The organism is Campylobacter curvus, assembly GCF_013372125.1.
Taxonomy (GTDB): domain Bacteria; phylum Campylobacterota; class Campylobacteria; order Campylobacterales; family Campylobacteraceae; genus Campylobacter_A; species Campylobacter_A curvus.
The window spans coordinates 1,898,867-1,923,991 of the sequence record NZ_CP053826.1; the positions used below are offsets into that span (position 1 = coordinate 1,898,867).

The 25,125-nt window shown below is 46.3% G+C and carries 27 protein-coding genes; 7 read left to right on the forward strand and 20 right to left on the reverse strand.

Going from position 1 to position 25,125, the window contains the following annotated elements; genetic code table 11:
- Nucleotides 1–399: 399 nt before the first annotated feature.
- The 3 genes from CCVT_RS09395 (at nt 400) to CCVT_RS09405 (ending at nt 2,256) form a co-directional block, all read left to right on the forward strand.
- Nucleotides 400–1,155, forward strand: a complete 756-nt coding sequence (locus tag CCVT_RS09395; protein ID WP_026175534.1) for a carbon-nitrogen hydrolase family protein — start codon at nt 400–402, stop codon at nt 1,153–1,155.
- 190 nt (nt 1,156–1,345) lie between these two features.
- Entirely contained in the window at nt 1,346–1,981 is a 636-nt protein-coding gene (locus CCVT_RS09400) for a protein-L-isoaspartate(D-aspartate) O-methyltransferase (protein WP_009649793.1), read from the forward strand.
- A gap of 68 nt (nt 1,982–2,049) precedes the next feature.
- A complete protein-coding gene (locus tag CCVT_RS09405) occupies nt 2,050–2,256 on the forward strand; it encodes a hypothetical protein (protein ID WP_018137160.1) in 207 nt (68 codons plus the stop codon).
- Between the two features lie 44 nt (nt 2,257–2,300).
- Here CCVT_RS09405 and CCVT_RS09410 read toward each other — a convergent pair whose 3' ends face one another.
- The 3 genes from CCVT_RS09410 to CCVT_RS09420 all read right to left on the reverse strand — a co-directional run bounded on the left by CCVT_RS09410 (nt 2,301) and on the right by CCVT_RS09420 (nt 6,315).
- Nucleotides 2,301–2,651: a hypothetical protein gene (locus CCVT_RS09410; RefSeq protein ID WP_211437507.1), complete on the reverse strand. Its 351-nt coding sequence runs from the start codon at nt 2,649–2,651 to the stop codon at nt 2,301–2,303.
- 465 nt (nt 2,652–3,116) lie between these two features.
- The gene (gene recJ, locus CCVT_RS09415) at nt 3,117–4,691 is read right to left on the reverse strand and encodes a single-stranded-DNA-specific exonuclease RecJ (protein ID WP_018137162.1); all 1,575 of its coding nucleotides are present in this window, start codon (nt 4,689–4,691) and stop codon (nt 3,117–3,119) included.
- Entirely contained in the window at nt 4,681–6,315 is a 1,635-nt protein-coding gene (locus CCVT_RS09420; RefSeq protein ID WP_018137163.1) for a CTP synthase, read from the reverse strand. The genes recJ and CCVT_RS09420 overlap by 11 nt, the downstream gene beginning before the upstream one ends.
- Nucleotides 6,316–6,443: 128 nt before the next feature.
- On the opposite strand from CCVT_RS09420, the gene CCVT_RS09425 reads away from it, so the two are divergent.
- Genes CCVT_RS09425 through CCVT_RS09435 form a run of 3 tightly spaced genes read left to right on the forward strand, consistent with a single transcriptional unit; the run spans nt 6,444 to nt 9,313 of the window.
- Complete coding sequence (locus tag CCVT_RS09425) at nt 6,444–6,659, forward strand: DUF4492 domain-containing protein (protein WP_009649759.1); 216 nt, start codon at nt 6,444–6,446, stop codon at nt 6,657–6,659.
- 1 nt (nt 6,660) lies between these two features.
- Nucleotides 6,661–8,196: a cytochrome ubiquinol oxidase subunit I gene (locus tag CCVT_RS09430; RefSeq protein WP_018137164.1), complete on the forward strand. Its 1,536-nt coding sequence runs from the start codon at nt 6,661–6,663 to the stop codon at nt 8,194–8,196.
- Nucleotides 8,189–9,313: a cytochrome d ubiquinol oxidase subunit II gene (locus CCVT_RS09435; RefSeq protein WP_026175535.1), complete on the forward strand. Its 1,125-nt coding sequence runs from the start codon at nt 8,189–8,191 to the stop codon at nt 9,311–9,313. Before CCVT_RS09430 ends, CCVT_RS09435 begins: the two co-directional genes overlap by 8 nt.
- A 359-nt stretch (nt 9,314–9,672) precedes the next feature.
- Here the strand turns inward: CCVT_RS09435 and CCVT_RS09440 are convergent, their stop codons facing one another.
- Genes CCVT_RS09440 through CCVT_RS09460 form a run of 5 tightly spaced genes read right to left on the reverse strand, consistent with a single transcriptional unit; the run spans nt 9,673 to nt 14,381 of the window.
- Complete coding sequence (locus tag CCVT_RS09440; protein WP_018137166.1) at nt 9,673–9,963, reverse strand: ferredoxin family protein; 291 nt, start codon at nt 9,961–9,963, stop codon at nt 9,673–9,675.
- Between the two features lie 11 nt (nt 9,964–9,974).
- Complete coding sequence (locus CCVT_RS09445) at nt 9,975–11,270, reverse strand: FAD-dependent oxidoreductase (protein WP_018137167.1); 1,296 nt, start codon at nt 11,268–11,270, stop codon at nt 9,975–9,977.
- An 11-nt stretch (nt 11,271–11,281) separates the two neighbouring features.
- Nucleotides 11,282–12,742, reverse strand: a complete 1,461-nt coding sequence (locus CCVT_RS09450; protein ID WP_018137168.1) for an FAD-dependent oxidoreductase — start codon at nt 12,740–12,742, stop codon at nt 11,282–11,284.
- Nucleotides 12,743–12,753: 11 nt separating this feature from the next.
- Nucleotides 12,754–13,647: an electron transfer flavoprotein subunit alpha/FixB family protein gene (locus tag CCVT_RS09455; RefSeq protein WP_018137169.1), complete on the reverse strand. Its 894-nt coding sequence runs from the start codon at nt 13,645–13,647 to the stop codon at nt 12,754–12,756.
- Nucleotides 13,644–14,381, reverse strand: a complete 738-nt coding sequence (locus CCVT_RS09460; protein ID WP_018137170.1) for an electron transfer flavoprotein subunit beta/FixA family protein — start codon at nt 14,379–14,381, stop codon at nt 13,644–13,646. The genes CCVT_RS09455 and CCVT_RS09460 overlap by 4 nt, the downstream gene beginning before the upstream one ends.
- A gap of 225 nt (nt 14,382–14,606) precedes the next feature.
- On the opposite strand from CCVT_RS09460, the gene CCVT_RS09465 reads away from it, so the two are divergent.
- Complete coding sequence (locus CCVT_RS09465; RefSeq protein ID WP_018137171.1) at nt 14,607–15,206, forward strand: TetR/AcrR family transcriptional regulator; 600 nt, start codon at nt 14,607–14,609, stop codon at nt 15,204–15,206.
- Nucleotides 15,207–15,287: 81 nt separating this feature from the next.
- Here CCVT_RS09465 and CCVT_RS09470 read toward each other — a convergent pair whose 3' ends face one another.
- The 12 genes from CCVT_RS09470 to CCVT_RS09525 all read right to left on the reverse strand — a co-directional run bounded on the left by CCVT_RS09470 (nt 15,288) and on the right by CCVT_RS09525 (nt 24,815).
- Nucleotides 15,288–15,647, reverse strand: coding sequence for a rhodanese-like domain-containing protein (locus tag CCVT_RS09470; protein ID WP_018137172.1), 360 nt, complete (start codon nt 15,645–15,647; stop codon nt 15,288–15,290).
- A gap of 115 nt (nt 15,648–15,762) precedes the next feature.
- On the reverse strand, nt 15,763–16,824 hold the full coding sequence (locus CCVT_RS09475) for a methyltransferase domain-containing protein (RefSeq protein ID WP_018137173.1): 1,062 nt from the start codon (nt 16,822–16,824) through the stop codon (nt 15,763–15,765).
- A 230-nt stretch (nt 16,825–17,054) separates the two neighbouring features.
- Nucleotides 17,055–17,885, reverse strand: a complete 831-nt coding sequence (locus CCVT_RS09480; RefSeq protein ID WP_018137174.1) for an MIP/aquaporin family protein — start codon at nt 17,883–17,885, stop codon at nt 17,055–17,057.
- Between the two features lie 59 nt (nt 17,886–17,944).
- Complete coding sequence (locus tag CCVT_RS09485; protein WP_018137175.1) at nt 17,945–18,424, reverse strand: C-GCAxxG-C-C family protein; 480 nt, start codon at nt 18,422–18,424, stop codon at nt 17,945–17,947.
- Complete coding sequence (gene arsS, locus CCVT_RS09490; RefSeq protein WP_018137176.1) at nt 18,421–19,350, reverse strand: arsenosugar biosynthesis radical SAM (seleno)protein ArsS; 930 nt, start codon at nt 19,348–19,350, stop codon at nt 18,421–18,423. Before arsS ends, CCVT_RS09485 begins: the two co-directional genes overlap by 4 nt.
- Complete coding sequence (locus CCVT_RS09495; protein WP_018137177.1) at nt 19,347–20,312, reverse strand: (Fe-S)-binding protein; 966 nt, start codon at nt 20,310–20,312, stop codon at nt 19,347–19,349. The genes arsS and CCVT_RS09495 overlap by 4 nt, the downstream gene beginning before the upstream one ends.
- Nucleotides 20,290–20,979 (reverse strand): TIGR04283 family arsenosugar biosynthesis glycosyltransferase, encoded by a 690-nt coding sequence (locus CCVT_RS09500; RefSeq protein ID WP_018137178.1) that lies wholly within the window; start codon nt 20,977–20,979, stop codon nt 20,290–20,292. The genes CCVT_RS09495 and CCVT_RS09500 overlap by 23 nt, the downstream gene beginning before the upstream one ends.
- Nucleotides 20,948–21,604, reverse strand: coding sequence for a TVP38/TMEM64 family protein (locus tag CCVT_RS09505; RefSeq protein WP_018137179.1), 657 nt, complete (start codon nt 21,602–21,604; stop codon nt 20,948–20,950). Before CCVT_RS09505 ends, CCVT_RS09500 begins: the two co-directional genes overlap by 32 nt.
- Nucleotides 21,585–22,289 (reverse strand): TVP38/TMEM64 family protein, encoded by a 705-nt coding sequence (locus CCVT_RS09510; protein ID WP_018137180.1) that lies wholly within the window; start codon nt 22,287–22,289, stop codon nt 21,585–21,587. Before CCVT_RS09510 ends, CCVT_RS09505 begins: the two co-directional genes overlap by 20 nt.
- On the reverse strand, nt 22,286–23,794 hold the full coding sequence (locus tag CCVT_RS09515; RefSeq protein WP_018137181.1) for a TIGR04282 family arsenosugar biosynthesis glycosyltransferase: 1,509 nt from the start codon (nt 23,792–23,794) through the stop codon (nt 22,286–22,288). Before CCVT_RS09515 ends, CCVT_RS09510 begins: the two co-directional genes overlap by 4 nt.
- Nucleotides 23,791–24,165, reverse strand: a complete 375-nt coding sequence (locus CCVT_RS09520) for a hypothetical protein (protein WP_018137182.1) — start codon at nt 24,163–24,165, stop codon at nt 23,791–23,793. Before CCVT_RS09520 ends, CCVT_RS09515 begins: the two co-directional genes overlap by 4 nt.
- Nucleotides 24,162–24,815 (reverse strand): YdjY domain-containing protein, encoded by a 654-nt coding sequence (locus tag CCVT_RS09525; RefSeq protein WP_018137183.1) that lies wholly within the window; start codon nt 24,813–24,815, stop codon nt 24,162–24,164. Before CCVT_RS09525 ends, CCVT_RS09520 begins: the two co-directional genes overlap by 4 nt.
- Nucleotides 24,816–25,125 lie beyond the last annotated feature (310 nt).

The following is a 25,125-nucleotide window of genomic DNA, read 5'->3' on the forward strand; positions in this document are numbered from 1 at the left end:
AATTTTAAAATTTATAAAATCGAGATTTGATATTTTTTCTAGGGAGGTGCGGCTAGAACGTTTTGTTTACGGTCGTGAAGCGTCTTGAAAAGGGAGGATACGAGCAGTATTCGAGTAGTGCAACGAAGTAGAAAAACCGCCCATGTCCCTTAGACAAACGCCGACCCCAGCACGTTCAAGGTTGCTACCTTAAGATGGGGTTAAAATTTAAGGCTCTGTTTCTAATAAAGTAAAGCGAAGTCAAACCTTGTGAAGCGACGCTATCGCCGCCGATTTACAGGGAAGCGACAGCTGACCGCGTAAATCGTGCTACATGTTCGGCGTCTTGCGGAGTGAACAGGGTTTGCGAAGCAGACATCAATACTCTGATATAACAGAGCCAAATTTAAAAAGGAAAAAATGAATCTTTTAAGCGTGGTTTTAAAAGCCAAAAACGCAAACGATCGCACTGAGGAGCTCGTAAATTTTATTAGCGAGGCTCCCCAAAATTCGCTCATCCTCGCGAGCGAGCTTTGTATCAGCGGCTATGACTTCGACGGCTTTTTCGCGGGCGCGAACGCACAGATGCTTGGCGGAGCGATCGGCAGCTTTGACGCGATACTTTTTGAGACACTTCAAGATGCCCTCAGTCCCGAGAAATTCCTCGCTCTCACGCACCTAACGAGCCTAAATCGCGCCAGCGGACTAGCCAAAATCTCGATCACGCAGCCGCATAAAACGCAAATTTACAACGAATTTATCCTGCTAAACAGTCAAAACGTCTTCTACACGCAAAACAAAGCCATGCTCTTTCGCCCAAACCGCGAGCACGAAATTTTCGCCGCGGGCGACGCGTCGGCGATACGCCCGTTTGACTTTCGCGGGCTAAAAGTAGGCGTACTCATCTGCTTTGAGCTGCGTTTTGCCGAGCTTTGGGCGCAGCTAAAAGGCTGCGACATCATCCTAGCGCCTGCGATGTGGGGCAAGGAGCGAGAGGACGCGTATCTTACGCTTTGCAAGGCACTTGCGCTGGCAAACGGCTGCTACGTCGTGGCATCAAGCGCACTGATGTTAGAGTTTTCGGGCGTGTTTTTGCCGACGGGAGAACTCGTAAAAAGCGTAGAATTTGACCCGAATCTAATAACCTCGGTAAAGAAAAATTTAGGAATTTTATAAAATTTCACTCTACTCTACGAGTGCCTGACTACAAACAAAAAGCTACTAAGCGCTACCAAAATAGAAACATCCGTATCGTAGCGCTCGTGAAGCGAGTGAGATCTGCAAAGCGTTCGTTTAAAGATTTTAAAGTATCTTGCAAGTTTTATTTACATATAATACGAATTTAATTTTCATTTAGGATATGACTTTGACATCCCTCGAAGAGATAAAATGCCAGAATTTAGCCGATGAGATCGCAGACGAGATCACACTCGCACCGGCCGTTTATAAAGCCATCGCAACGACAGAGAGAGAAATTTTCGTTCCGATAAAAACGCACGCCTATAAGCTGGACGCGCAGCCGATCTTGGGCAATCAATGGATCAGCTCGCCACTGACTGTGGCAAAGATGACGCTTGCGCTAGAGTGCGACAAAGGCATCGACAACGTGCTAGAGATCGGCTGTGGCAGCGGCTATCAGGCGGCCATACTTGGCAAGCTGGCGCATAGGGTATTTAGCGTGGAACGCATAGAAAAGCTGGCTATGGAGGCCAAAAAACGCTTCGAAGCGCTAAAGATACGTAACGTGCATGTGCGCTACGACGACGGTAACAACGGCTGGAAGAGCTACGCACCGTTTGACCGTATCCTGATATCGGCGGCCACTGATAAGGTCGGACAAAATCTCTTCAACCAGCTCAAAAACGGCGGCATTTTGGTCGCTCCGATCAAAAAACATGAGAAGCAATTCATCGTGAAATTTAAAAAAGACGAGAGCGGCAATATCAGCGAGAGCGTATTTGACGAGTGTTTGTTCGTGCCACTTCTAAGCGGACGAGAGTAGCGAAACTATAATAAAAATTTAAATCTAAAGGTTGTATAGTTGCTCTATATCTTTTTAAAGAAGCAACCATGGCAAAAGATGCAGAGTTAGTAAATTTCTCCGAGGAATACGAGCTAAACAACATCCTCAAAAAGCACGGCAAGTCCCAAAGTGAGGTGAACCGCAAAATTTTATGTGAGCTTGGCAAAGAGTACAAGGAAAAGCTTGGCAAGAAAATTTTAAGCCAAGATGAGTTTGGCGAATTCGTTAAAAAGAATTTGGCGAAATTAGCCTAAATTTCGGGGCGTTTTGCCCCGTCAAATTTATCTCTCGTGCAAATTTAGCGTTTGCAGTCTGCTTCGTAGCGCGTCAAGACCTCTTCAAAAATTTTACCCGTTTGCGTCTCATACACCCATCTCATATCAAAAGTCCCAAGCCCCAATATATTTAGCACATCTATGCCGTACAGCGTCATAACTTTTTTACAATAAAACTCTATCGTGCCGTGTCTTATGACCTCTTTTAGCTCTTGTTTTTGTTTGCCAGCCAGCTTGTCAAAGTCAAAATTTTCAAAATTTTTTAAGACATATCTTTGCGTGACGACGCTATTTTTGCAGGTTACTTCCTTTAACGACACATCGCTAGATGGCTTTGCTGGGCTTGTTTTTAGATTAAACAATATCCCTTGCATACCCACATCGCCGCAAATATCCCTACCAAACAGCACCGCTACAAATATCGCGCAAAAAAAGATTTTTTCATTTTTGTCCTTTAAATTTAAAGGTTCCGTTATAATAAATCATTGACATTTGCTTCACTTCTACTTTGTAGTTGCGAACGAAGTGAAGTTAAGCCTTAGCACGATTTTTTCTGCTTCGCATTGCTCGCAGCTTTTCAAGACGCTTCGTTGCACTCGCAACCGCAAGCGGACCGCATTCAGCCTTACGGCTTCTCTGAAAATCGGCGGCGATAGCGTCGCTTCACAAGGTTTTACTCGAATGCTGTTCGCATTCTCCTGCTTTGAAAGTTAAAAATCAATGAAATATTTTAACAGAGCCTAAAATTTTAAAAATTGATACTTTAAAAATAAAGCCATATCAATAGGAATTTTAGCATTCAAACAAGGCAAAGCAAGCTAAATTTAGCCCGCCTAAATTTACAAAACTTCTCTTATCAAAAGCTGTGGCGTGACAAGCCCACGAAATGAATTTTTAGAGATAGAAAAGATGATGTTTATGCTCTCGCCGACTTTGACGTGGCGCGTGAAGTTAAAAAACAGCGCCTCAAGGGTCTTGTCGTCTTTTTGCAATATGAGCTTGAGGTGATTTTGATCGCGGCCGATCAGCTTTTCGTTTTTGACGACAGCACCGTCGATCCTAAATATCGGGCGCGGATTTTTCTGCCCGTATGGCTCGTAAAGCTCCAAAATTTCAAGTAGCTCAAAGTCGATCTCTTTGGCGCTTATATCGCCCAAAAGCTCGTCCGAGCTGGCAAACTGATGCAAGTCCATCAAAAAGCAGCTTTTGTTTATCTCCTCTTTAAATTTCTGCAAATTCTCAGGCGCAATCACAAGGCCGGCCGCGCCTTTGTGCCCGCCGTAGCTGTTTAGCAGGTCTTCATGCTTTGCGATGAGCGCGAGGATATCGAGCTTGCCTATACTTCTGGCACTGCCTTTGGCCCTGCCTCTATCTATACTAAAAACGATGGCCGGCTTTGAAAAGTGCTTTGCCAGGCGGCTCGCGACGATACCGATGACGCCCTCGTGCCACTGCTCGCCCCACGTGACGATGATCTCGTCATCATCTCTCACGTCCTTTAGCGAGCATTCAAAAAGTGCGCGCTCCTCCTCTTTGCGGGAGTTGTTAAAGTCGATTATCATATCAAGATAATCATACGCTTTATCAATTGTCTTTGCGCGTAAGAAATCAAACGAATTCATCGCATCGTCCATACGCCCGGCGGAATTTATGAGAGGAGCGATAAGAAAGCTGATATCATCGCACTCAAATTTATCCTTACCGTAAAATTCCTTTATCGCGCGAAATGCAGCCCGTTTGGAGCTATTTAGTCTGTTTAGCCCCAGTCGCACCAGCATCCTGTTCATATCGCGAAGCTCCATCATATCGGCGATTATGGCGATGGCTAAAAGCTCCAGGAATTTACTCATATCGTAGTTTAGCTTGCACACATCCTTTAGCGCACCGACTAGATACCACGCTACCTCAGCGCCGCAAATTTCGATATTTGGGAAGGTGCAGCCGGGCTGCTTTGGGTTGATGATCGCGTAGGCTTCCGGCATCACGGGCGGGGGCATGTGATGATCGGTGATGATGAGATCGATGCCGCGTGCTTTGCAAATTTGCGCCGCATCGTTCGCGCTGATGCCGTTGTCGACGGTGATGATGAGCTTTACGTTTTCATCTAGCTCTTCGATAATGTCCGGGTTTAGACCGTAGCCGTCCTTGAAGCGATTTGGGATACGCACTTGATAGTTGCCAACCCCCAGATCGTCAAAAAATTCTGCCAGTATCACGCTAGAGACAACGCCATCGACATCATAGTCCCCGACGATGACTATGAGTTCGTCTTTTTGCATCGCCTCTTTGATACGCATCGCGCCTTTAAAGATATCCTTTAGGGCGCTTGGAGTAGGAATTTGCGAAAGCTTTTTGTGGATATCGTTACTAAATCTAAGCTCCAATAAATTCCTGATATCTTCCTTACTTAACATGATTTGCTATGCTGGCGCGGATGAAGCCAAGTATAGTCGGGTTTGGCCTGGTCAGACGGGAGGTAAATTCAGGATGACACTGCACGCCGACGAACCACGGATGATCTTTTAGCTCGATAGCCTCGATCAGCCCGTCGCTTTCGCCGCTTACTATCAGCCCGGCTTTTTCAAATTCCGCCCTATATTTCGGGTTTGCCTCGTAGCGATGACGGTGGCGCTCTTTTATCTTCTTGGCTCCGCCGTAAATTTTACTTAAAAGTGAATTTGCCTTTATGTCCCACTCATAGGCTCCTAGCCTCATCGTCCCGCCAAGCGGGCTTTTGTACGTGCGGATCTGCTTTTTACCGCTTACGTCGATGAAGCTGTCTATCAGATAGATGATAGGATTTTTGCATTTTGCGTCAAATTCTATGGAATTTGCATCCTCTAAATTCAGCACGTCTCTTGCAAATTCTATCATCGCAAGCTGCATGCCAAGGCAAATTCCAAGATAAGGGACTTTATTCTCGCGAGCAAATTTTATCGCCTGCATCTTGCCTAAAACGCCGCGCTCGCCAAAGCCGCCGGCGACTAAGATCCCGTCCACGTCTTTAAGCAGCTCGTTTACGTTGCCGGGCTCGATCTTTTCGCTGTCTATCCATTTTAAATTTACTCTCGTATCAAGATTTGCTCCTGCGTGAATGATGCTCTCAGTCAGGCTCTTGTAGCTCTCTTTTAGATCGACGTATTTACCCACGAAGGCTATCGTAGTCTCGTTTGTCGGAGCTATTATGCGTTTAACGAGGCTGTCCCATTTCGACATATCTGGCTTTAGCTCGCCAAGGCCTAAATTTTCAGCGATCGGCGTTAAAATATCTTGTTTTAAAAACGAAAGCGGGATCTGATAGATACTCGCGCTGTCGCTACTTTCGATGACGCAGTTTTTCTCCACGCCGCAGCTTGAAGCGATCTTGTCCTTTAGCTCGCGGTTTAACGGCATTTCCGAGCGGCAGATGATCATATCGGGGCTTATGCCGATACGGCGCAGCTCGCCCACGCTGTGCTGTGTAGGCTTGGTCTTTAGCTCGCCTGCGACCTTTATAAAAGGCACGAGCGTGAGATGGATATTCATCGCGCGTTTTTTGCCGACCTCTATCCTAAGTGCGCGGATAGCCTCTAAAAAAGGCAACCCCTCTATATCGCCGACCGTCCCGCCGATCTCGACGATGAGGACGTCATTGCCCTCGCCCGCTTTTTTGATGCGATCCACGATCTCGCCTACGATGTGCGGGATGACTTGTATCGTTTTGCCAAGATAATCGCCCCTGCGCTCCTTTTCTATGACGGCGCTATAAACGCGTCCGGTGGTGAAGTTGTTTTTTTGAGACAAGCTCTCGTCTAAAAAACGCTCGTAATGTCCCAGATCAAGGTCCGTCTCCGCTCCATCATCAGTCACGAAAACCTCGCCGTGTTCAAGCGGACTCATCGTGCCCGGATCTACGTTGATATATGGATCGGCCTTTAGCATACTCACCTTTAACCCTACGTTTTTTAAAAGCGTGGCGATAGATGCGGCTGCGATACCCTTACCAAGCGAGCTCAGCACGCCTCCGGTGATAAAAATATACTTCGTCTCTTTAGCCATGAATTTTCCTTAAATTTATTATTTTTTAGATGTGTCGATTATACCTTTTAAATATTTAGTAAGGTATTAAGTCATTGTGAAATTTAAAAATTATTTTTTAAGTTTTTTTGTTATACACTTCCAAAATCATGATAAAACGATACTTAAACAACATCGCGTCTTTATATATAGACGGCTTTAAGGGCATGAAGCTGGGTAAAAAGCTATGGCTCATAATAGCGATAAAGCTTATCATAATGTTTGGCATACTTAAAATTTTTCTTTTCAATGAAACGTTAAATACAAAATTTGAGACCAACGAGGAAAAAAGCGACTTCGTTATCAACAGTCTCACAAAGGAATAAAATGTCTGATTTGGCTTCGGTTGACTGGTCTAGGGCTCAGTTCGCGCTAACCGCGATTTATCACTTCATCTTCGTCCCGCTCACACTGGGGCTTAGTTTCATCGTCGCGATAATGGAGAGCATCTACGTCAAGACGGGCAGCAAACAATGGCTTGATATAACGAGGTTTTGGCTCAAGCTCTTTGGTATAAATTTCGCTATCGGCGTGGCCACCGGCATCATAATGGAATTTGAGTTTGGCACCAACTGGGCAAATTACAGCTGGTTCGTGGGCGACATCTTCGGTGCACCGCTTGCGATCGAGGGATTGCTCGCATTTTTCCTAGAGAGCACGTTTTTTGCGGTCATGTTCTTTGGCTGGAACAAAGTCAGCAAGAAATTTCACCTCGTCTCGACCTGGCTTGTCGCGATCGGCTCAAATTTAAGCGCGCTTTGGATACTCATCGCAAACGGCTGGATGCAGTATCCAATAGGTATGAAATTCAACCCTGATACCGCCAGGATGGAGATGCAAAATTTCCTAGACGTCGCACTAAATCCGGTCGGTATCATAAAATTTCTACACACCGTCACCAGCGGATACTCTATCGCGGCGCTTTTTGTGATCGGAATTTCAGCCTGGTTTTTGCTGAAAGGACGCAACGTCGTGATGGCTAAAAAAAGTATCGTCGTAGCGGCCAGCTTTGGACTGATAACGTCTGTATTTTTGCTATTTAGCGGCGATGAGAGCGCGTATCAAGCTGCAAACAAACAGCCTATGAAGCTAGCTGCGATGGAGGGGCTTTATAAAGGCGAGACAAATGCCGGCCTCGTAGCGATGGGGATTTTAAACCCCAACAAAAAAGCGGGCGATGATAAAGAGGCGTTTTTACTCGAGCTAAAGGTGCCTTATGCGCTTGGGCTCATGGCTACTAGAGGCATAAACAACTTCACTCCGGGCATCGACGACATCATCTACGGCAACGAAAAAGAGGGCATCGAAAGCGCAGCCAGCAAGATGGAAAAAGGAAGGCTCGCAGTAGATGCTTTAAGAGCCTACAAAGATGCCAAAAAAGCGGGCGATGAGAGCGTGATGGCAAGCTCAAAGCAAACTTTGGAGCAAAATTTAAAATTCTTAGGCTACGGCTACATCAAAAATGTCGAGGATCTCGTACCTCATGTCGGGCTCACGTTTTATAGCTTTCACGTGATGGTCGCACTTGGCACTTATTTTATCGCACTATTTGCGCTGACTTTGTTTATGTGCCTTTCAAGCAAATTTGACATCGTAAATTTCAAAAAGTTACTTTGGCTGTGCGTATTTACCATACCGCTTGGCTTCGTGGCGGCTGAGGCCGGCTGGATAGTGGCCGAGGTCGGGCGTCAGCCTTGGGTCATACAAGATCTCATGACCGTGGGCGTAGGAGCTACGAATTTAGCCGATACGAATATCAAAATTTCAGTCGCGTTGTTTACGATACTCTTTACCGTGCTTCTCATCGCTGAAGTCAAAATCATGCTAAAGCAAATAAAGATAGGATTTGAAAACCATGCATAGTCTCTCACTCGAAACTTTACAAATTTATTGGTGGTTCATAGTCAGTCTGTTAGGCGGGCTACTCGTGTTTATGATGTTTGTTCAAGGCGGCCAAACGATGATATTTTCACTCGGTAAAAACGAGATACAAAAAGATATGCTCATAAACTCGATCGGACGCAAATGGGAGCTCACATTCACTACGCTCGTGATGTTTGGCGGAGCGTGCTTTGCGGCGTTTCCGCTATTTTACGCGACGAGCTTTGGCGGAGCGTACTGGGTCTGGCTAGCGATACTTTTTTGCTTCATCGTCCAGGCCGTCAGCTACGAATACCGCAAAAAGCCCGATAACTTCCTGGGCGCAAAAACCTATGAAATTTTCCTTTTCATAAACGGCTCGGTGGGAGTGATACTGATAGGTATGGCCGTTAGCACGTTTTTTGCCGGTAGTGACTTTGTACTAAACGACCAAAATTTCGTCCAATGGCAAACCCCTTGGCGTGGGCTTGAAGCACTCGCAAACCCGATGCTTTATCTACTGGGGCTTGCTATGTTTTTCCTCTCTCGCGTGGGCGGGGCGCTTTATCTCATAAACAACATTGACGACGAGGAATTTAGAGCAAACGCCAGAAAGGCGCTTTTGAAAAATACGATCGCATTTTTGCCGTTTTTCCTTGCATTTCTTGCGTGGGTGCTAATGAAAGATGGGTTTGGATACGACAAAGACGGCATCGTTAGCATGGTAAGCTACAAATACGCTTTAAATTTGATCCAGATGCCATGGATCGCAGCTGCGATGATAGTTGGCATCTTGCTCGTGCTGTATGGAATTTTTAGAGGAGCATTTAGCAAAAGCATCTATGGGATTTTACCTTACGGCGTAGGCGTGATACTCGTCGTGACCGCGCTATTTTTGATAACAGGGCTAAACGATACGGCATTTTATCCGTCATTTAACGACCTTCAAAGCTCACTTACCATCAAAAATGCGAGCTCCAGCCACTATACTCTTGGCGTAATGGCGTATGTGAGCCTGCTAGTTCCGGTCGTCTTAGCGTATATATTTGTAGTTTGGTGCGCGATAGACAGCAAAAAGATCACGCAAGACGAGATCGCAAACGATCACCACGCATACTAGGAGAAAAGATGATACACTCTTTGATATTTCTTATACTTTGGCCGGTGGCACTCATCGCTGGCTATAAATTTGCGTTTTTTAGCGTAGCAAAATTTGAAAAAATGACTGATAAAAATCAATAACCTACTCCTAAATTTGGCGGTATAAATTTACCGCCAGCTCCTTTATGATTTAAAACCTTTAAAGCTATAATACCAATACCAAATTCCCCCAAAGGATACTATCATGAAAATTTTACTTTCTATATTAGCAGATAATAGAGATGCTGTTTGTATATTAAGGTTTAACCAAGAACTATAAAAGATTATAACCACAAGATATCCAAATTTGGCCTTGCTGAAGACAAGGCCAAATTTTATCTACCCCTCTTTAAAGCAAATTCCGCATCCGCCGATCGGGTAATGCCAGTCGAGCTCACCTTTGTTCGCTAGCGCAAAACAGGTGCCACACTCCAAGCAAGCCGCATACGACGCGCTCACATCGCCGTTACTCTCCTGAGTATAAACGTGCGCAGGGCAAATATCCACCAAAAGCTTGCCTATACCGCTTTTTTTCAAATTTTCCTGATTTATCTTTATATGCGAATTTTTCTCATCCAAATAATATAAATTTTTATTCAGCCTCTCGGTCACATTGCCAAAATTTACCATTTTTTATCCTTTTATAAAGATTTCAAGCCCACAAACGCATCTCTTACGAGCTCGCTAAATTTTATCTTCGAGCTCTTAAATGCGTCAAACGCAACCTTTCGCAAAGGCCTTCTTGGTGTCAGATCGTGGTTATAAACTCCGTAAAGCACATCGGCTAAAAGCAAACCGTAGTCCTTATAAAGGCGCTTCGTCTCTAAAAAATGCGGCGCTTTTTCATACGTCTTCATATCGAGCCCGACCCAGTTTTTATCAAGCTCACTTTTATAAACGTCCATAGCGCTTTGAGAAAAATCATCTTTTTCAAACGCCATTTTTATGGTGTTTGCAGCCGCCAGTCCAGACCCAGCCGCTAGATCCATTCCGCGCACCGTAAAGCCCGTATTTAGCGCAAATCCAGCCGCATCTCCCACTATAAGAAGCCCCGGCTTTGCGATGCACTCTTTTATCATCGCGGGTCCATCCTCCATTATCAAGTGACAGCCGTATTCTAGGAGTTCGCCGCCATCGATGAGCGGTGCGATAGCTGGGTGCGAGAGATAATAATCATGAAGTTGGGAGGATTTAAATCCGCTACTTGCCATATCTTCAAGCTGAAGCACGACGCCAAGCGATATAGACTCGGCGTTCGTGTATAAAAAGCCGCCTCCTGCTACGCCTTTGGTAGCGTCTCCTACTATCGCATACGCCGCGCCCTCATCATCTTTTAGATGAAATCTGTCTTGTATCGTCTTTTTAGGCAGGGCGATGACTGATTTCACGCCTACGGCTAGGCGTTTTGGAGGCTGCTTTTGCCTGACGCCCGCATCGACTGCTAAAAATGAATTCACTCCATCAGCCAAGACGACGACCTTAGCCATCAGCTCGTCGTCTCCGGCTTTGACCCCTACAAATTTATCGCCCTCTTTGATGAGAGAATCGACCTTTACGCCAGGCATTATCATCACGCCAGCCTCCTCGCATTTTTGCGCGAGCCACGCGTCAAATTTAGCCCTCAGCACGCTTACGGCATTTACCGGTTTTGCCAAGCGCTCATCGTAATAATCGATATTCACCGCTGAGGTTTCATTTAAAAAGCTCACGATATTATGAGTTATACGCCTTTCTATCGGGGCTTCTTCTATGAAATTCGGGAAAATTTCCTCCATCACGCGGCAGTAAAATGCGCCGCCGGATAAATTTTTAGAGCCCACTTCGCTTCCACGCTCTATAAGGACGACTTCCTTGCCGTCCTTTGCTAACTCATACGCGCACACTAGACCTGCTATACCGCCGCCAACGACGACGACATCAAGCGTTTCATCAGCCATTACTCGCTCCTTTAAAGCTCTTTGGAGTTTATTCTTGCGCTTATATCATCGGCTGCAAGCCAACCAGAAGTTAGCGCAAAACCGTTAGCCGAGCCTGGCACAGGAAGCGCATAAGACTCGCCATACATACCGCCCGCATCGCAGCCGACGACATATAGACCAGGGATAGGATCTCCATTTTCATCAAGTGATCTCATGCACTCGTCTATTTCAAGCGCACCCATAGTTATCATTATGCCCGTTTCCATTTTGATGGCGTAAAACGGAGCTTTCCTGATAGGATAGAGATATTTTTTCTCTTTATAAAATTTATCATCCACGCCAAGGTCGCAAATTTTATTGTATTCATCGACTTGCGATTTTAACATAGTGCTATCTACACCCATTTTTGCGGCAAGCTCCTCTATCGTGCCAGCCGAGACGACATTCGTGCGAGCAGCGTCAGCTGCATCGGCCGCTATTTCAGTCGGTAAATTTACGAGCTTTTCATAGTTTCTGACGTAAATTCCAAGACCGACCTCGTTTCCTGCATTTACTAGGTGCTCTATGGCTTCTTGTCCCAAGACCGACCAAAACATAGAGCCATGAAGCGATGCGACCATATCGCCCGCATTACCGAAATTTAGCCCGATTTGCTCATTTACGAAGCGTTTTGCGTCTTTATCGACCCAAAAATACGGCTGAAAGCCTGCGGCATTGGTATGGCTCGTGATCGTCTTGTCTCTCATGAAAGGAAAAAGTAGTCTCGTTCCGATATTTGAATTTAACGCTCCGCCCGCATTTAGCACCATGCGTATGCCGTCGCCTGTATTGCCCGCACCTCCTACGTTTATGACTCGCTCACCGATGTTATGCTTGCCGTATTTATTCATCATTTCAGGATTATTTGCATATCCGCCGGTAGCCACTACGACAGCCTTTGCACCGAGTAAGACCTCTTCATTGTTTGCATCTACGGCTTTGACGCCGATGATCTTTCCGTCTTGTTTTAAAATTTCAACAGCAGATGTCGATAAAAACAGATCCACTCCGCGCCTTACGGCGTCCGCCTCTAAAAGTTCGATGACGCGCGCTACTTCGCCCTCTGGTAGGTGCCAAGTGACGAGCTCGCCTGGTTGATCTGGCGCTGTGACCTCGACGTTTTCATACACTGCGCCTTCTTCACGCATTTTTACTATCGTTTTATCGGCATTATGGACGAATTTTGACACCAAAGCAGGCTTTGCCCTCCAATGAGAATAATCCATATAGGTGTTAAACGCTTCTTCTTTGCTTACGTGTATGCCTCTTTTTTCCTGCTCGTCAGACTCGAATGCCGCGTGCCCTTCGGCAAAAGACGAGCTACCGCCCGTAGTCGCCTCTTTTTCCAAAACGGCGCAAGTGTTGCCGTTTTTTGCAGCCTGAACGGCAGCCGAAAGTCCTGATCCGCCACCACCGATAACCACTACATCGTAATGTGCGTCAAATTCCATTTTTTATCCTTTTAATTTTTAAGGGCGTCTTGAACCGCCGGTATGACCTCATAAAGATCGCCTACTATGCCGTAATCAGCGGACTTAAATATCCTAGCGTCAGGGTCTTTATCGACCGCTACTATTATCTTTGCACCTCTTACGCCCTCTAAATGTTGAGGAGCGCCTGAAATTCCCACCGTAAAGTAAAGCTTTGGTGAAATTTTCTGACCTGAACGTCCGATGTAGCACTCCTTTGGCATCCAGCCAAGATCGTCTGCGATCGGCATCGAGCAACTCACTTCGGCATTTAGCGCCTCTGCCAAAGACCTTATGAGCGCGATATCGTCTTTTGACTTCACGCCCCTACCAAAAGATACGACCCTAGAAGCTTCCAGTAAGCCTGATTTTTCAGAGCCTAAATTCTGGCTTTTCATATCCATTTGATAGCTCTCACCGTCAAGCGTTTTTATCTCTACGCTTGAACCGCTTGGCGCTTCGACATCTTTGCCGTCATAAAAGGCAACGACTGGTTTGTCGCTTTTTAATGTCTCTAAAACATGACCACCAAGTGCGCTTTGAGTGACGACTAGCGAGTCATTTTCAAATTTAGCCTCCGTGACATTTGGTATAGCGACCCCGTCAAGTGCCGCTGTAACGGCTCCTGCTACTATCTTCGCTCCCGGAGCGAGACTTGCTAAAACAAGCTTTGGAGCTAAATTTTTTATTTCCGCTGCCACCGCTTTTGCCTTTGACTCGGGCAAATTCGTCTCGGCGAATATCACCGAGCTAACGCCGCTAGCAGCGACTTTATCCGCTAAATTTTTAGAACCAAGCACCACGGCGCAGACATCGCCTAAGCTTTTAGCGATATTTAACATGCCGCCAAACGGCGCTTCATCAGTTACGATCATACAAATACTCATAGCAATACTCCCTCTTTTTTCAATGCATCTACTAGTTTTTTAGCCGCACTTTGTGCGTCCTCGTTAAACAGCGTAGTGTGCTTAGTCTCAGGCACGCTTAATTTAAGCGAGACGAATCTATCTTTTAGCTCCACTCCAAGCTCGGCAGAAGCGACGTTGTTTATCGGTTTTTTCCTCGCCATCAGCATATCTTTCATGCCGGGAGCATTTTTCTCCTCGGTCTGAGCCACCACGCCAAGCACGGCTGGGGTCTTAACCGTGATGGTCTGCTCTTCGTTGCCGATATGTCTTGTAGCTACGATACTATCAGCAGTCGCGCTCGCAGAGATCACACTACCAACAGCGCTAAATCCAAGCTCGCCCGCCAAGCAGCCTGCAACCATAGGATACGCCGCACAATCTCCTATAACGACCACATCCACATCGCCTATCTTTTTGATAGCGGCGGCTAAAATTTTAGCTACCAACGCCTGATCGTCTAAATTTGGCGCGTCAGCCACGCTGAATGTCTCTTTCACACCGCGCGCAAGTATCCAGCTAGCATCGCCGTCCCCGATGCAAACTCCGACTATATCGGCATTTGTGCCACTTGCGATGTTTTTAGCTACCGCAAGTGCGGCAGGGTCGTCCTCTAGCGCCACCATTTTCGCACCGCGCCAATCAACGTTACCGTCACTGCGTACGACGGCTGACTCGGGGTCTCTGCCCCACTTATACACTACGGCTATTTTCATGTGTTTTCCTTTCGTCTATCGTTGCGATAGGTTTGAATTTTGAAATTTTATGACTGACTAGCCAGTCATTTATTTAGTAGAATAGTAATCCTTTTTACATTAATTACAGCTTAAAAATTTGATTTTTTGCTAAAATTTCTGTATTTTAATAATTAAGTCAAAAATTTTAGTAATAAATAAGCAACAATACTGTTATAATAACGCTTTTTGCATAAAGGGGACAGGGTGGCAAAGGTCGTAGATAAAGAACTGATGAGAGAAAATATAATAAAAGCGGCGGTCGCAACGTTCCTAAAAAACGGTGTGAACAGCACGACGATGGAGCACATTGCAAAAGAGGCGGATATCGCAAAAGGCACTTTGTATCTGTATTTTTCATCAAAACAAGATCTAGTCTCTGCGTGCAACGTCGATCATTACACAAGCCTAAAATCGTCCTTGATACCTAAAAAAATGCTTCCGAGCCTTGATGATTTCTTAAAACATATAGAAAAAAATCTCTTCATCAACAAAAAAAGAGCCGAATATGTAAAAATTTTCTTCGAGGCGTTTGGGGCGCAGCTAAATAGCAAAGATTTTACCGACGAATACAATCTATTTTTCGAAGAGATCGCCGCCTTTTACGAGCAAAATTTAAAATTTTTGATAGAAAAAGGTGAGGCCGACGCCGATATCGACACTTTCACACTAAGTAGAGCCATAGTCAGCATGATGGACGGACTCACCTTGCATAGAGGATTTTTCAACATCGAAAATACCAAATATAACGGCATGGTAAGAGATGCCATAGCGATGTTTAGGATGATGCTTGCTCCTAAATTTTAGCGGCTGTTTTGGATTTGGTATAAATTTTAATATTTTAAAGTAAGGAAATTTACGACCAGCCATAGCCAGCCGTAAATTTATCTATTTTACGAGATCGTATTTGTATTGTTTGACACCGTCGGCGTTATAGACGTCTTTGATGCCGTTTTTGTGTAAAATTTCAGCCGCTTTGCCGCTTTGTCTGCCGCTGTTGCAGTAAAGCACGACTTTTTTGCCGTCAAAATCCTTAAATTTACCAGGATTGGCCTCAATATCTTTGAGCGGGATATGCACGGCGTCTTTGATGTGCCCCTCGTTAAACTGCTCATCGACCCTCACATCGACGATCACTGCGTCTTTTGAGCCCACTAGCTTGCTCACCTCATCGCCGCTTAGATGTCCTACCTCGTTTGCAGCGAACAAAACAACCGCACTCGCAAGTGCTAAAAGAAATTTTCTCATGTAAATTCCTAAAATTTATTTAAAGGCGACCGCCCTCTAAGCTCGTTATTTTACTCTTTTTAGCTTAAATTTTTACCCGCGCAAAGCCGCCTAATATCGCCCTTGCTTCTTAAATTTAGCAGCAGCAAGACCCGCCTTCGCACGCGCCCCCGTCTGCACCAGATGAGCCGCCACTGCAGTCAAACGGCCCAAAGTGCTTGCTCCTGTCGCCGTGTATCTCAAAATATTTGCCAAATCTAGTCACCTCGACCATCGCGCATGTATTTCCGCACACGCTCATCGGCAAGTCTTTGAAAAAGCGGTGATGATCGTCGAGGTCAAAGTAAAATTTAGCCCCTACCATGCCGCCTTTGTAGGTCGCAAACTGCCCGTATTGCTCGCAGATGTCTTCCATCAGATCGGGGATCTTGATGGCTCTAACGGTACGCGAAGTGAAATTTATATTTTCTATCAGATCTTCGATTTCTTCGTTATCTATCGTGGCTTTTGCGGTAGAAACGTATCTAAAATCGCTCCAACCGACCTTGCTCATCAGCCGCCTAAAATCCTCCACATACATAGCTCCACCCAGGCACTCTCCGCGCAAAACAGGATCGTTTGAGATCTCCTCAGGCACGCGGCGATCGGCGAAAATATCGGAAAAATATAGCTCGCCGCCTCGCTTTAACACGCGCCAAATTTCGCTAAAAACACTTTGCTTGCACGGAGATAAATTTATCACGCAGTTTGATACGACCACATCGACGCTGGCGTCTTTGATGCCTAGGCTCGCTAGATCTTCGATGTAGCCTTGTAAAAATTCTACGTTTGATCTTTTATAGCCGAATTTCTTCGCCATCTCGTCTTGATATTTTCTGGCGATAGCCAGCTGATCTTCGTTCATATCCACACCGATGACCCTGCCGCTCTCGCCCACTAGACGCGAGAGGATATACACATCAAGCCCGGTGCCGCAGCCAAGGTCAAGCACCGTGCAACCCTCTAACGCAGGCGGTATCGGCGAGCCGCAGCCGTAAAATCTCTGCACGATCTCATCCGGGATCATCGCCCTGATCTCCTTTAAATGGCGCGGTAAATTTTCAGCCGCGCAAGAGCAAATTTTAGTCTCCATTTTGCCCGCATTTTCTTTGGTAACCTTACTGTAATACTCTTTTACCTGTTCTCTGATGTCACTCATCGTTTTCTCCTTTGGATTAAATTTTAATTTGAAAAAGTGTCAATACCCTTAAACGAACGCTTCGCAAATCTTATTTACTCCGCAAAGCGCCGAACATGTAGCACGATTTTCGCGGTCAGCCTTATGGCTTCCTTGAAAATCGGCGGCGATAGCGTCGCTACATAAGATTTGGCTACGCTATAACGTTTTAAATTTTAAAAATCAACACTTTTAAAACATAGCCTATAAATTCATATATTGCAACTATTGTTCTTTTTGTCCGTTACGTGTAGCGGCTCGATCACTTTGGTGAAAAACAGCGACGCGAGCAGCCCGCCTATCATCGGCGCTAGCGCATAAACGTAAAGAACGTCCCACGAAAAGGCCTCTTTAAAACCCACCAAAAATGCCACCACGCGCGGCCCCATATCTCTTGCTGGATTTAGCCCCGCGTCCGTCATCGGCCCTACGACTGCGATGATGCACGTGACCGTTAGCCCGATGAAAAGCGGGAAAAGGTCGTTGCTAGGGCGTCCCAGGTTGCAGCTTTCGGTCATGCAAAATATAACCATCACCAGCACAAACACGCCAAGCCCCTCGGCAAACGCCGCAACATTGGTGCTTATCACGCCTTTGGCAGTGTTTGGATAGACCTCGCACCAGATGCTATAAGCGGCGCTTTTTGCCTCCATCGTAGCACTCGCAGCGCTTAGAGCAGCCTGCACGCTATCTGCGAAAAATATCCAAAGCACGAAGCCAGCCAGTATCGCGCCCACAAACTGAGCGACGACGTAAAGCGGGAAATTTATCCACGAGCACCTGCCGCTAGCGCACATCGCAAAGGTAACGGCGGGATTAAAATGCGCCGCAGAGAGGTTTCTGGTCGCGTAGATCGCTATGGCGATGGCTAGACCCCATATCATGCCTACCTGAAAGGGCCCCGTATGCGCGCCGTAAAGCGTCGCCGTCGCCACCGCACCGATACCAAAAAAGCACATCAAAAACGTGCCGATGATCTCGCCCACGGCCTGCTTTAAAAAGATCGCCCTACTGACCGCACCGCAATCACAACTTGTATCCATAAAAATCCTTTGTATTAATCTGTCTTAACTAAGACCTAAATTTAGCTCTCCAAGCCCGCCTACTTCGCATCGCCTAAGATCTCGTCTAAAATTTCGATGCAGTCTCTTACGACGCAAGGACAGACGCTTTTAAATAGCCCGCGCTTTTGAATCTGCGCCATTTCGTCCGGTTTGCTTAGATCAAAGCCCAAAATTTCGCGGCAAATTTTTGAATTCCATTTTTTAAAATACGCACTTTGAAATTCTGCCAACTTGGCTTCAAATTTCGCCTTCTCTTCACCAAATTTAAGCCCCAAAACAAGCACCGCCGCCAGATACGTATCGCACGTCAGTCCCTCTCGCAGCCCGCCGCCAAGCCCTGCTCCAAGGCAAATCGCGCGTTTTTCGTCTAAATTTAACGCTCCTGCGTATCGCTCGAAAAGCACCTGCGCGCAGTTTATTTGGCTAAATTTCGCCGCGATCTGCTCGGTCGTGAGCTTTTGTAAATTTCGCGCGCCAGCCACACCCTCCGACTTCGCCGCCTTCATATCAGCCCTCATGCTATCGCTCCGCCGCAGCTGCTTCCAGCCCCCGCCGTGCAGGCATAGCAGTAGTCGCGAAACACGATCTCGCGCGAAAGCTCTTGCGCGCTGGCAAGCTCAAAAATATCGCGCACGCCGTTTGCTTTTAAATCCAGCATTTGATTGAAGTCGCAGTCGTAAAGCGAGCCGTCGTAAGCAACTGAAATTTGGCTACGGCACATGATGTTTTGCGCGGCGCAGGGGTTGAAATTTGCTTCCAACAAGCTCATATAGCTTTCCAGCTCGCCGTGGTTTTGTAGCGCGGTCTTAAAGCGGCCGATCGGCAAATTCGTAATAGTAAAAAGATGAGAAAATTCCACGCCAAAGCCCTCTTTTAGCTCGCGTTTGTAGTCTTTTTCAAGTCCCGCTTGATCGCCTGGCAAAAAAGCGCCGCCCGGGTTATAGACTAAATTTAAGCTCAAATTTTTACCATATCCAAGCGCGTTTAAAATTTTTAAAACCTTTATCGAGCCCTCAAATACGCCGTTGCCGCGCATTTTATCGGTGTTTTCTTTGGTGTAGCAAGGCAGGCTGGCGACCAGCTCCACGCCCTTATCCGCGTAAAATTTTGGCAAGTCCTCGTAGCCCTTTTCAAGCAAAATGACTAAATTCGTGCGCACGATGACGCGCGGGACGATTTTTACCGCTTCGCTAACGAGCCAGCGAAAATTCGCGTTCATCTCAGGTGCGCCGCCCGTGATGTCAAGGGTGCTGAATTTATGCCTTTTTAGCGCCTCAACGACCGCCTGCGCAACCTCGCGGCTCATCGTCTCGGTGCGATTTGGCGATGCGCCGACGTGGCAGTGATGACAGGCGAGGTTGCAAATTTTGCCGACGTTTATTTGAAGCGTCGTGATCTCGCTCGTGCGTTTAAACTCGGGCGCGATCCTTTCGGTGAATTTCATTTCCTGCTCCTTTTATAAAATTTTAATCCGAGCACGTTTTTTAGGTAGCTTAAATTTGGCGATTCATTGACGCCTAACATATAGCTAGCCACGTGCTTGACGTTTTTACAGCCGTTTTTGGCGAAATTTCCCGCACACGTCGCGCAGTAGGTATAGATGTTTGGCGTGTTTTTATTGCGCACGGTGATTGGGTATTGCTTGGCGATCTCGGGCTCTTCGCCGCGCGCCAGCCCGCCAAGCCCACAGCAATTAACGTCTTTGAAACTTTCCTTTTTATTTTTTATGCGGTGCGCCATGGTGTTAAAAATTTCGCGCCCGTTGCGCTCGGGACAGGGGAAAAACATATGCGCCTCCTCTTCGATGTCCGCTGCAAGCCCTAGCTCCTCGTATTTCTCATAAAGCGTTTTTATCTTCACGCTTACCTTGTCCTTTAAAAAATGATAGCAGTTTGGACAGGCGCAGATGAGCGTCTCCACGCCCTTTGCCGCAAAGAGCTCGTCAAGGTGCTTTTTGGTCTCGTCAAAATACCCGCGGTGCGCCTCGTATAGCGGCTTGCCGCAGCAATCGATACTAAAATCGATCCCCGCTTCGCCAAAAATTTCGATGATCTTTCGCGTCGTTTTTGGATAATATCCCGTGAAATTGCAGCCAAAAAACACGAGCTCGCGGCTTTGTTTGGGCGAATTGTTCGCGAAAAGATAGGGCGATTTTTGAAAATTTAGATACCTAAACGGCTTTGGGGCCAGGTCGCGTAAATTTAGCGCGATCTCGTTGCCGCTGATGTCTTTTGGGCAGACTTGGTAGCATTTGTCGCACAAAAAGCAGCTATACGCGAGATCCGGGCGCTTGGAGAAGTCCAGTAAATTTATGTCGTATTTGGTTAAAAACTCGCATTTTTTCGTGCATGCCCCGCAGTCAATGCACATCTGGGGCGGGTTTTTAGTAGTCTTTGGCGATCTCATCAGCTGCCTTTTGCGCGCCCTTTGCGCCATACACGCTTAGCGCGCGCCTAAATTTGTATTGGAATTTTTGCATTTTCATTAGCGTTCTTAGCGTCCCTTCTTTTTTAAATTTTCGCGCGCTCGTGGTGATTTGCTCGCTTATTTGATGAAATTTCACGCCCACTTTTTTTAGCCTTAGGCTAAGCTCGAAATCCTCCATTATAGGGATCTGCTCAAAGCCGCCAAGCTGCGTGAAAAAATCCTTTCGCACGAAGATGCCTTGATCTCCAAATGCGATATTTCTAAATTTCACGCGCAAATTCGCACACGTGGCTATCAAATTTAACCAAACGCCGCCCTCGTCAAATTTCATCTCAAAGCAGCCTATCTGGCACTTTTCTAGCGCCGCCTCCGCCGCTAGAAGCGCACTCTCGCTTTTAAATTTACTATCGGCGTGCAAAAATAAAATTTTTTCAAATTTTGCTACGCGTGCGCCTAAATTTTGCTGCGCGCCCCTGCCCTTTGGCGAGGCCAGCATGGCAAATCCACCCAAATCCCTATCTTCACTCACGCCACCATCGACAAATATCGCTTCAAACTCGCCCCTTTGCTTTTTTAGCTCGCGCACGATGTTTTCCAGCACCGCGGGGCTTTCGTTATAGATCGGGATCACGACCGAGATCGCCATTTTTAGCCCTCAGTTTCTTTGCGCCCCAGCTTGAAAGTACGACTAGTAGCACCATCAGCACGCAGGCAAACGCAAATTCAAACGATTTTACATCAAGCACCTTATCGCCTAAATTTACCATTATAAATGTCGCTGGCACGATGCCTACAAAGGTCGCCCCCGCGTAGTCTTTTAGGCTCACGTTTATTAGCCCGCAAGCGTAGTTTAGCGCGTTATAGGGCACTAAGGGCATGAGGCGCAGTATCAAGATAAGGACGAATTTATTTACGCTTTTATCTAGCTTGGCTAAAAAATTATCGCTCCTGCCTATAAAATTTGAAACGCTTTTAAAGCCCAAAAATCGCGCGATATAAAACATCAAAATGGAATTTATCATCGCGCCGACGATCGTATAGACGCTGCCCCAAACGAGCCCGAACATCGCTCCTGCGACTACTGCAAGGATCGGCACGGGAAATAAAAATATCGGCAAGATCGCAAAGCACGCGATATAAACGATCGGCGCATAGATGCCATATCCGCCCACAAAGCCTTTTAGTTCGCTCACGCCGACGCGGTTTAAAAGATACGCGCCAAAAGCTATGATGAGCAGGACAGCCGCGATTTTAAGTATTTTGCTCGCCAAGCTTTTTCGCCTTGCGATCTTTTAGGATATTTTTAGCCACATAGACCACGATAGAGAAGGCAAACATCATCATCAGCCCCCAAAATAGCACGCTGGCCGTGCCAAAAATGCTCTGACCAAAATACGAATATACAAGCGTAGCCGGAAGCTGCCCTAAGCCAGTCGCCCAGAAAAACGACCAAAATCTCATCGACGTGAGCCCCGCTGCGTAGCTAACCAGATCAAAGCTCACAAACGGCAGCAAGCGACATACCATGATCGTGTGCTTGCCGTATTTGGTGAAGTATTCATCGGTCGCTTGAAGTGCTCTTTTGCCCGTGATCTTCTCGACCACATCGCGACCTAAGATCCTAGCGATATAAAAGCACATCGCAGCCCCGACCATCGCCGAGCTCCACGACAGCAAGGCACCCCACGCCCAGCCAAAGATGAGAGCGTTTGAAAGAGTGATCAAAAATGCCGGCACGGGCGCGATGATACTTTGCAAGATCATCAAAAAAAAGCTAACGACCGCGATCACGTCCTTATGCTCGTAGCTTTGCAAGTAGTGATAGACGGCGTTTAGATCAAACGAGCTAAGCGTAGATACCGAGCTATCGATGTATGATTTCACGCTTGGCACGAAAAAATAGATAGCGGCAATGGCGATAACCACTACCAGCAACGCGATTTGAGATTTCTTCATGAAATGTCCTTTAAAAAAATTGATATGTTCGATAAAAACTTATCGCTTAAATACTCCTTTATCTTTGCGTAGGTCGCGGCGTTTTTGATAGCGCGAGCGCCCTGATACTCGGTGTATGCCATCGCGCACCAGCTAAGCCCGCGAAAGCAAGTCATTGCCAGGTATTCGTTAAATTTCGTCCTATCGACGCTAAGGAATTTTTCGTATTCATTTAAGAAATTTTGCATTTCATTAAAATTTAAGATGACGTCCGTTTTCCAAAACGTCGTAGTCGGGGCTAAAAAGTGCGCCAAGTCTTGCTCCTTTTCGCCTACGATCGGCTTTTCCCAGTCGATGACGTAGCTTTGCGCGCCCTCGTTTATCAAAAAATTTCCGGAATTTAGCTCGGTGTTGATGATACGAGGCTCGCTTATCTCGCGGCTTAAATTTAGCCCGCCCAGCCGCTCCTCTAGCCACGATAAAAATTCGCTCGCGTTTTTGCTTTTAAATTTCGATCCGTGATAAATTCGCGCCATTTTCCCGCACTCCGTCATCATCGCAGCTAGCGGCTTGCGAGCGATCAAAAATTTATGCTTTTTAGGAAGCGGCACGCTGTGAATGCGCACTAAAAGCTGCGCCGCGGTTTTTAGATCCCGCCTATAATCAAGCGCGCGCCCGGGCAAAAACTCCATACTCATCGCCCCGCGCGGTAAAAACGGGCTTGGCGCGAAATATTCGTACGCTTTTGGCGTCACACCCGAGCTTTCAAGCACTTTTAGCGCGTCAAATTCGTATTTGACCTGGTGCTTCAGCCCGATTTGAGATTTTGTGTTTATGCGAAAAACAAGGCTCGCGCCGCGCTTTTTAATTTTATAGTTGATGTTGTATTCGCCGCTAGCTAGCGCGCTGAGGCGGCGCACACGCAAAACGTGAGCGAAGATGTCCTCTTTGGTGTCGATGTCGCGAAGTGAGGCGAAAGACTTAAAGCTTAAATTTAGCTCGTTAAATTTAGCGCAGATGCCCTTATAGACGTTTTTTGCGTCACTGTAATCGCTGCTAAAAATCTCATCTTTTATCTCTTTTAGCCCGATGAGCGCGTATCCGCCATCAAGCGTAGGATCTATCACGACGTCGTTTGTATCAAGTGCGTCAAAACACTCGCAAATTCGGCGTGCGCGTAAATTTACGATGTCGCTGCCAAGTAGTAAAATTTTCTCAAAGCCAAGCAATTTTACAAATTTAAACGCATTTAGCATCCTAATCGCCAGATCGCCCTCGCTTTGCGCGTGATAAAGCCACTCCTCGCCTAAAATTTCACGTAAAATTTCGCCCTCGCCCTTTGGTGTGAAAAATACGAAAATTTGCGTGTTTGTTAGCTTTTTCAGCTCTAAATTTATCTCGCCGATAAGATGAGCGTGTAGCCTCGTAGCCTCGCGCGGACTTAGGAAATCAAGTAGCCTAGTTTTGGTCTTTTTAGGTAGCGGCACTCTGGTGAAAAGTATCACCGCATTTTTTGCGTCACTCATTTTGACCTGCGGGGTAAAATTTTAAACAGCGCAAAGCAATTAAACGCAAGCAAAAGCCCTAAAAATGCGCACTTTATCTGCGAAAATGAAAAGGCGTCCAGATAGGTTTCTTTGATGTTGTAGTAGATCAAATTTTGCTTATCCATCAAAAACGCAAGCAAAAATAGCAAAATTTCACAGATAAACAGGGCTGAAATTTTGGCATTTTTCTTAAAAAACGAGTAGATGACGCCAAGTATCAGTGCGCCGACGACGATGTATCTGTTGTGGATACGCATCTCCAGCCACACTGAAAGCGAAGCTAAAAGCGTCGCGCTAAGCCCGAGGAGCATAGCGCAAAACGCGTAATAAACGGCTAGAAAAATTTTCATTGAGCGAGTTTGAAGCTGATAGCCACGTATGTGCCGTCTTTTGGCAACACGTCTTTTTTACCGTGAAATACGACTTCGTTGCGTTTCTCGACCGCGCCGTTTGTGTAGGTGTGATTTGAGATGATACCTACAGGGCAGCTATCCAGGCAGGCTAAGCAGCCAGTATTGAAGCTCATCGCGTTGGCTTCGTTGCCGCCAAATCTCATATCGATCGGCTTACCGTTGCTGTCAGAGATGACCTCGTTGATGTCGTAGGTCTTTGGCGCGCCGTCCCAAGTGACGCTGATATTGATCTTATCGCCCTCTACTTGCGTCTCAGCAGCGTTTTTAGGCGTCATATTGTTGCCTGGTTTGCCGCCGATTTGTATCAAAGCTTTGTAAAAATCGTTTTGATTTGCCTCGGAGATGAAAACCGGTTTCTCGCCGAATTTGCCGCCCTTAAAAACCACTGCATGGCGCGTATTTTCGTCAAGATACTTGCCATTTACCTTTGCAAGGACAGTGATAGTCTTGCTCGCCTCGTCGATGACAAGCGGGGTTTGGGTGCTTACGACACCGACTTTTACGTTCTCTTTTGGAGTATTGTCCTCGCCGCAACCGACGAAGAATAGCCCGCAAACAGCTATGAAAATAGCCATTTTCTTAAACATGGTAACACCTTTAAAATGAAATTTGACAATCTAAAATTTACAGAAATTTGAATAATTTTTGTAAAAGTAATAGGCGAACTCGCCCCATGAAATTTTGCGGATTATAACCTCTAAAATCTTAAATACATATAAAAATATCATCTAAAACGATAGGTAAAAACAGGAGAAAATAGGCAGTTGGTGTCACGGGGGAGACTTGAACTCCCGACCTCCGGCTTATGAGGGTTTAAAATAAACTTTGTGTAAGCACCAAAAAGACGGCACATAGCCAGTTTCACACTAAATATCTGCTACATTTTGCTACAAAGTT

What these genes read in the sequence shown, in the direction of transcription:
- CCVT_RS09475 (WP_018137173.1), bottom strand. Translation starts at nt 16,824, where the DNA reads ATGAGTGACATCAGAGAACAGGTAAAAGAGTATTACAGTAAGGTTACC.
- arsS (WP_018137176.1), bottom strand. Translation starts at nt 19,350, where the DNA reads ATGAAATTCACCGAAAGGATCGCGCCCGAGTTTAAACGCACGAGCGAG.
- CCVT_RS09485 (WP_018137175.1), bottom strand. Translation starts at nt 18,424, where the DNA reads ATGAGGGCTGATATGAAGGCGGCGAAGTCGGAGGGTGTGGCTGGCGCG.
- CCVT_RS09395 (WP_026175534.1), top strand. Translation starts at nt 400, where the DNA reads ATGAATCTTTTAAGCGTGGTTTTAAAAGCCAAAAACGCAAACGATCGC.
- CCVT_RS09445 (WP_018137167.1), bottom strand. Translation starts at nt 11,270, where the DNA reads ATGGCTGATGAAACGCTTGATGTCGTCGTCGTTGGCGGCGGTATAGCA.
- CCVT_RS09515 (WP_018137181.1), bottom strand. Translation starts at nt 23,794, where the DNA reads ATGAGTGACGCAAAAAATGCGGTGATACTTTTCACCAGAGTGCCGCTA.
- CCVT_RS09425 (WP_009649759.1), top strand. Translation starts at nt 6,444, where the DNA reads ATGATAAAACGATACTTAAACAACATCGCGTCTTTATATATAGACGGC.
- CCVT_RS09525 (WP_018137183.1), bottom strand. Translation starts at nt 24,815, where the DNA reads ATGTTTAAGAAAATGGCTATTTTCATAGCTGTTTGCGGGCTATTCTTC.
- CCVT_RS09480 (WP_018137174.1), bottom strand. Translation starts at nt 17,885, where the DNA reads ATGGATACAAGTTGTGATTGCGGTGCGGTCAGTAGGGCGATCTTTTTA.
- CCVT_RS09455 (WP_018137169.1), bottom strand. Translation starts at nt 13,647, where the DNA reads ATGAGTATTTGTATGATCGTAACTGATGAAGCGCCGTTTGGCGGCATG.
- CCVT_RS09435 (WP_026175535.1), top strand. Translation starts at nt 8,189, where the DNA reads ATGCATAGTCTCTCACTCGAAACTTTACAAATTTATTGGTGGTTCATA.
- CCVT_RS09450 (WP_018137168.1), bottom strand. Translation starts at nt 12,742, where the DNA reads ATGGAATTTGACGCACATTACGATGTAGTGGTTATCGGTGGTGGCGGA.
- CCVT_RS09420 (WP_018137163.1), bottom strand. Translation starts at nt 6,315, where the DNA reads ATGGCTAAAGAGACGAAGTATATTTTTATCACCGGAGGCGTGCTGAGC.
- CCVT_RS09520 (WP_018137182.1), bottom strand. Translation starts at nt 24,165, where the DNA reads ATGAAAATTTTTCTAGCCGTTTATTACGCGTTTTGCGCTATGCTCCTC.
- CCVT_RS09440 (WP_018137166.1), bottom strand. Translation starts at nt 9,963, where the DNA reads ATGGTAAATTTTGGCAATGTGACCGAGAGGCTGAATAAAAATTTATAT.
- CCVT_RS09470 (WP_018137172.1), bottom strand. Translation starts at nt 15,647, where the DNA reads ATGAGAAAATTTCTTTTAGCACTTGCGAGTGCGGTTGTTTTGTTCGCT.
- CCVT_RS09405 (WP_018137160.1), top strand. Translation starts at nt 2,050, where the DNA reads ATGGCAAAAGATGCAGAGTTAGTAAATTTCTCCGAGGAATACGAGCTA.
- CCVT_RS09500 (WP_018137178.1), bottom strand. Translation starts at nt 20,979, where the DNA reads ATGGCGATCTCGGTCGTGATCCCGATCTATAACGAAAGCCCCGCGGTG.
- CCVT_RS09410 (WP_211437507.1), bottom strand. Translation starts at nt 2,651, where the DNA reads ATGCAAGGGATATTGTTTAATCTAAAAACAAGCCCAGCAAAGCCATCT.
- CCVT_RS09430 (WP_018137164.1), top strand. Translation starts at nt 6,661, where the DNA reads ATGTCTGATTTGGCTTCGGTTGACTGGTCTAGGGCTCAGTTCGCGCTA.
- CCVT_RS09495 (WP_018137177.1), bottom strand. Translation starts at nt 20,312, where the DNA reads ATGAGATCGCCAAAGACTACTAAAAACCCGCCCCAGATGTGCATTGAC.
- recJ (WP_018137162.1), bottom strand. Translation starts at nt 4,691, where the DNA reads ATGTTAAGTAAGGAAGATATCAGGAATTTATTGGAGCTTAGATTTAGT.
- CCVT_RS09510 (WP_018137180.1), bottom strand. Translation starts at nt 22,289, where the DNA reads ATGAAGAAATCTCAAATCGCGTTGCTGGTAGTGGTTATCGCCATTGCC.
- CCVT_RS09460 (WP_018137170.1), bottom strand. Translation starts at nt 14,381, where the DNA reads ATGAAAATAGCCGTAGTGTATAAGTGGGGCAGAGACCCCGAGTCAGCC.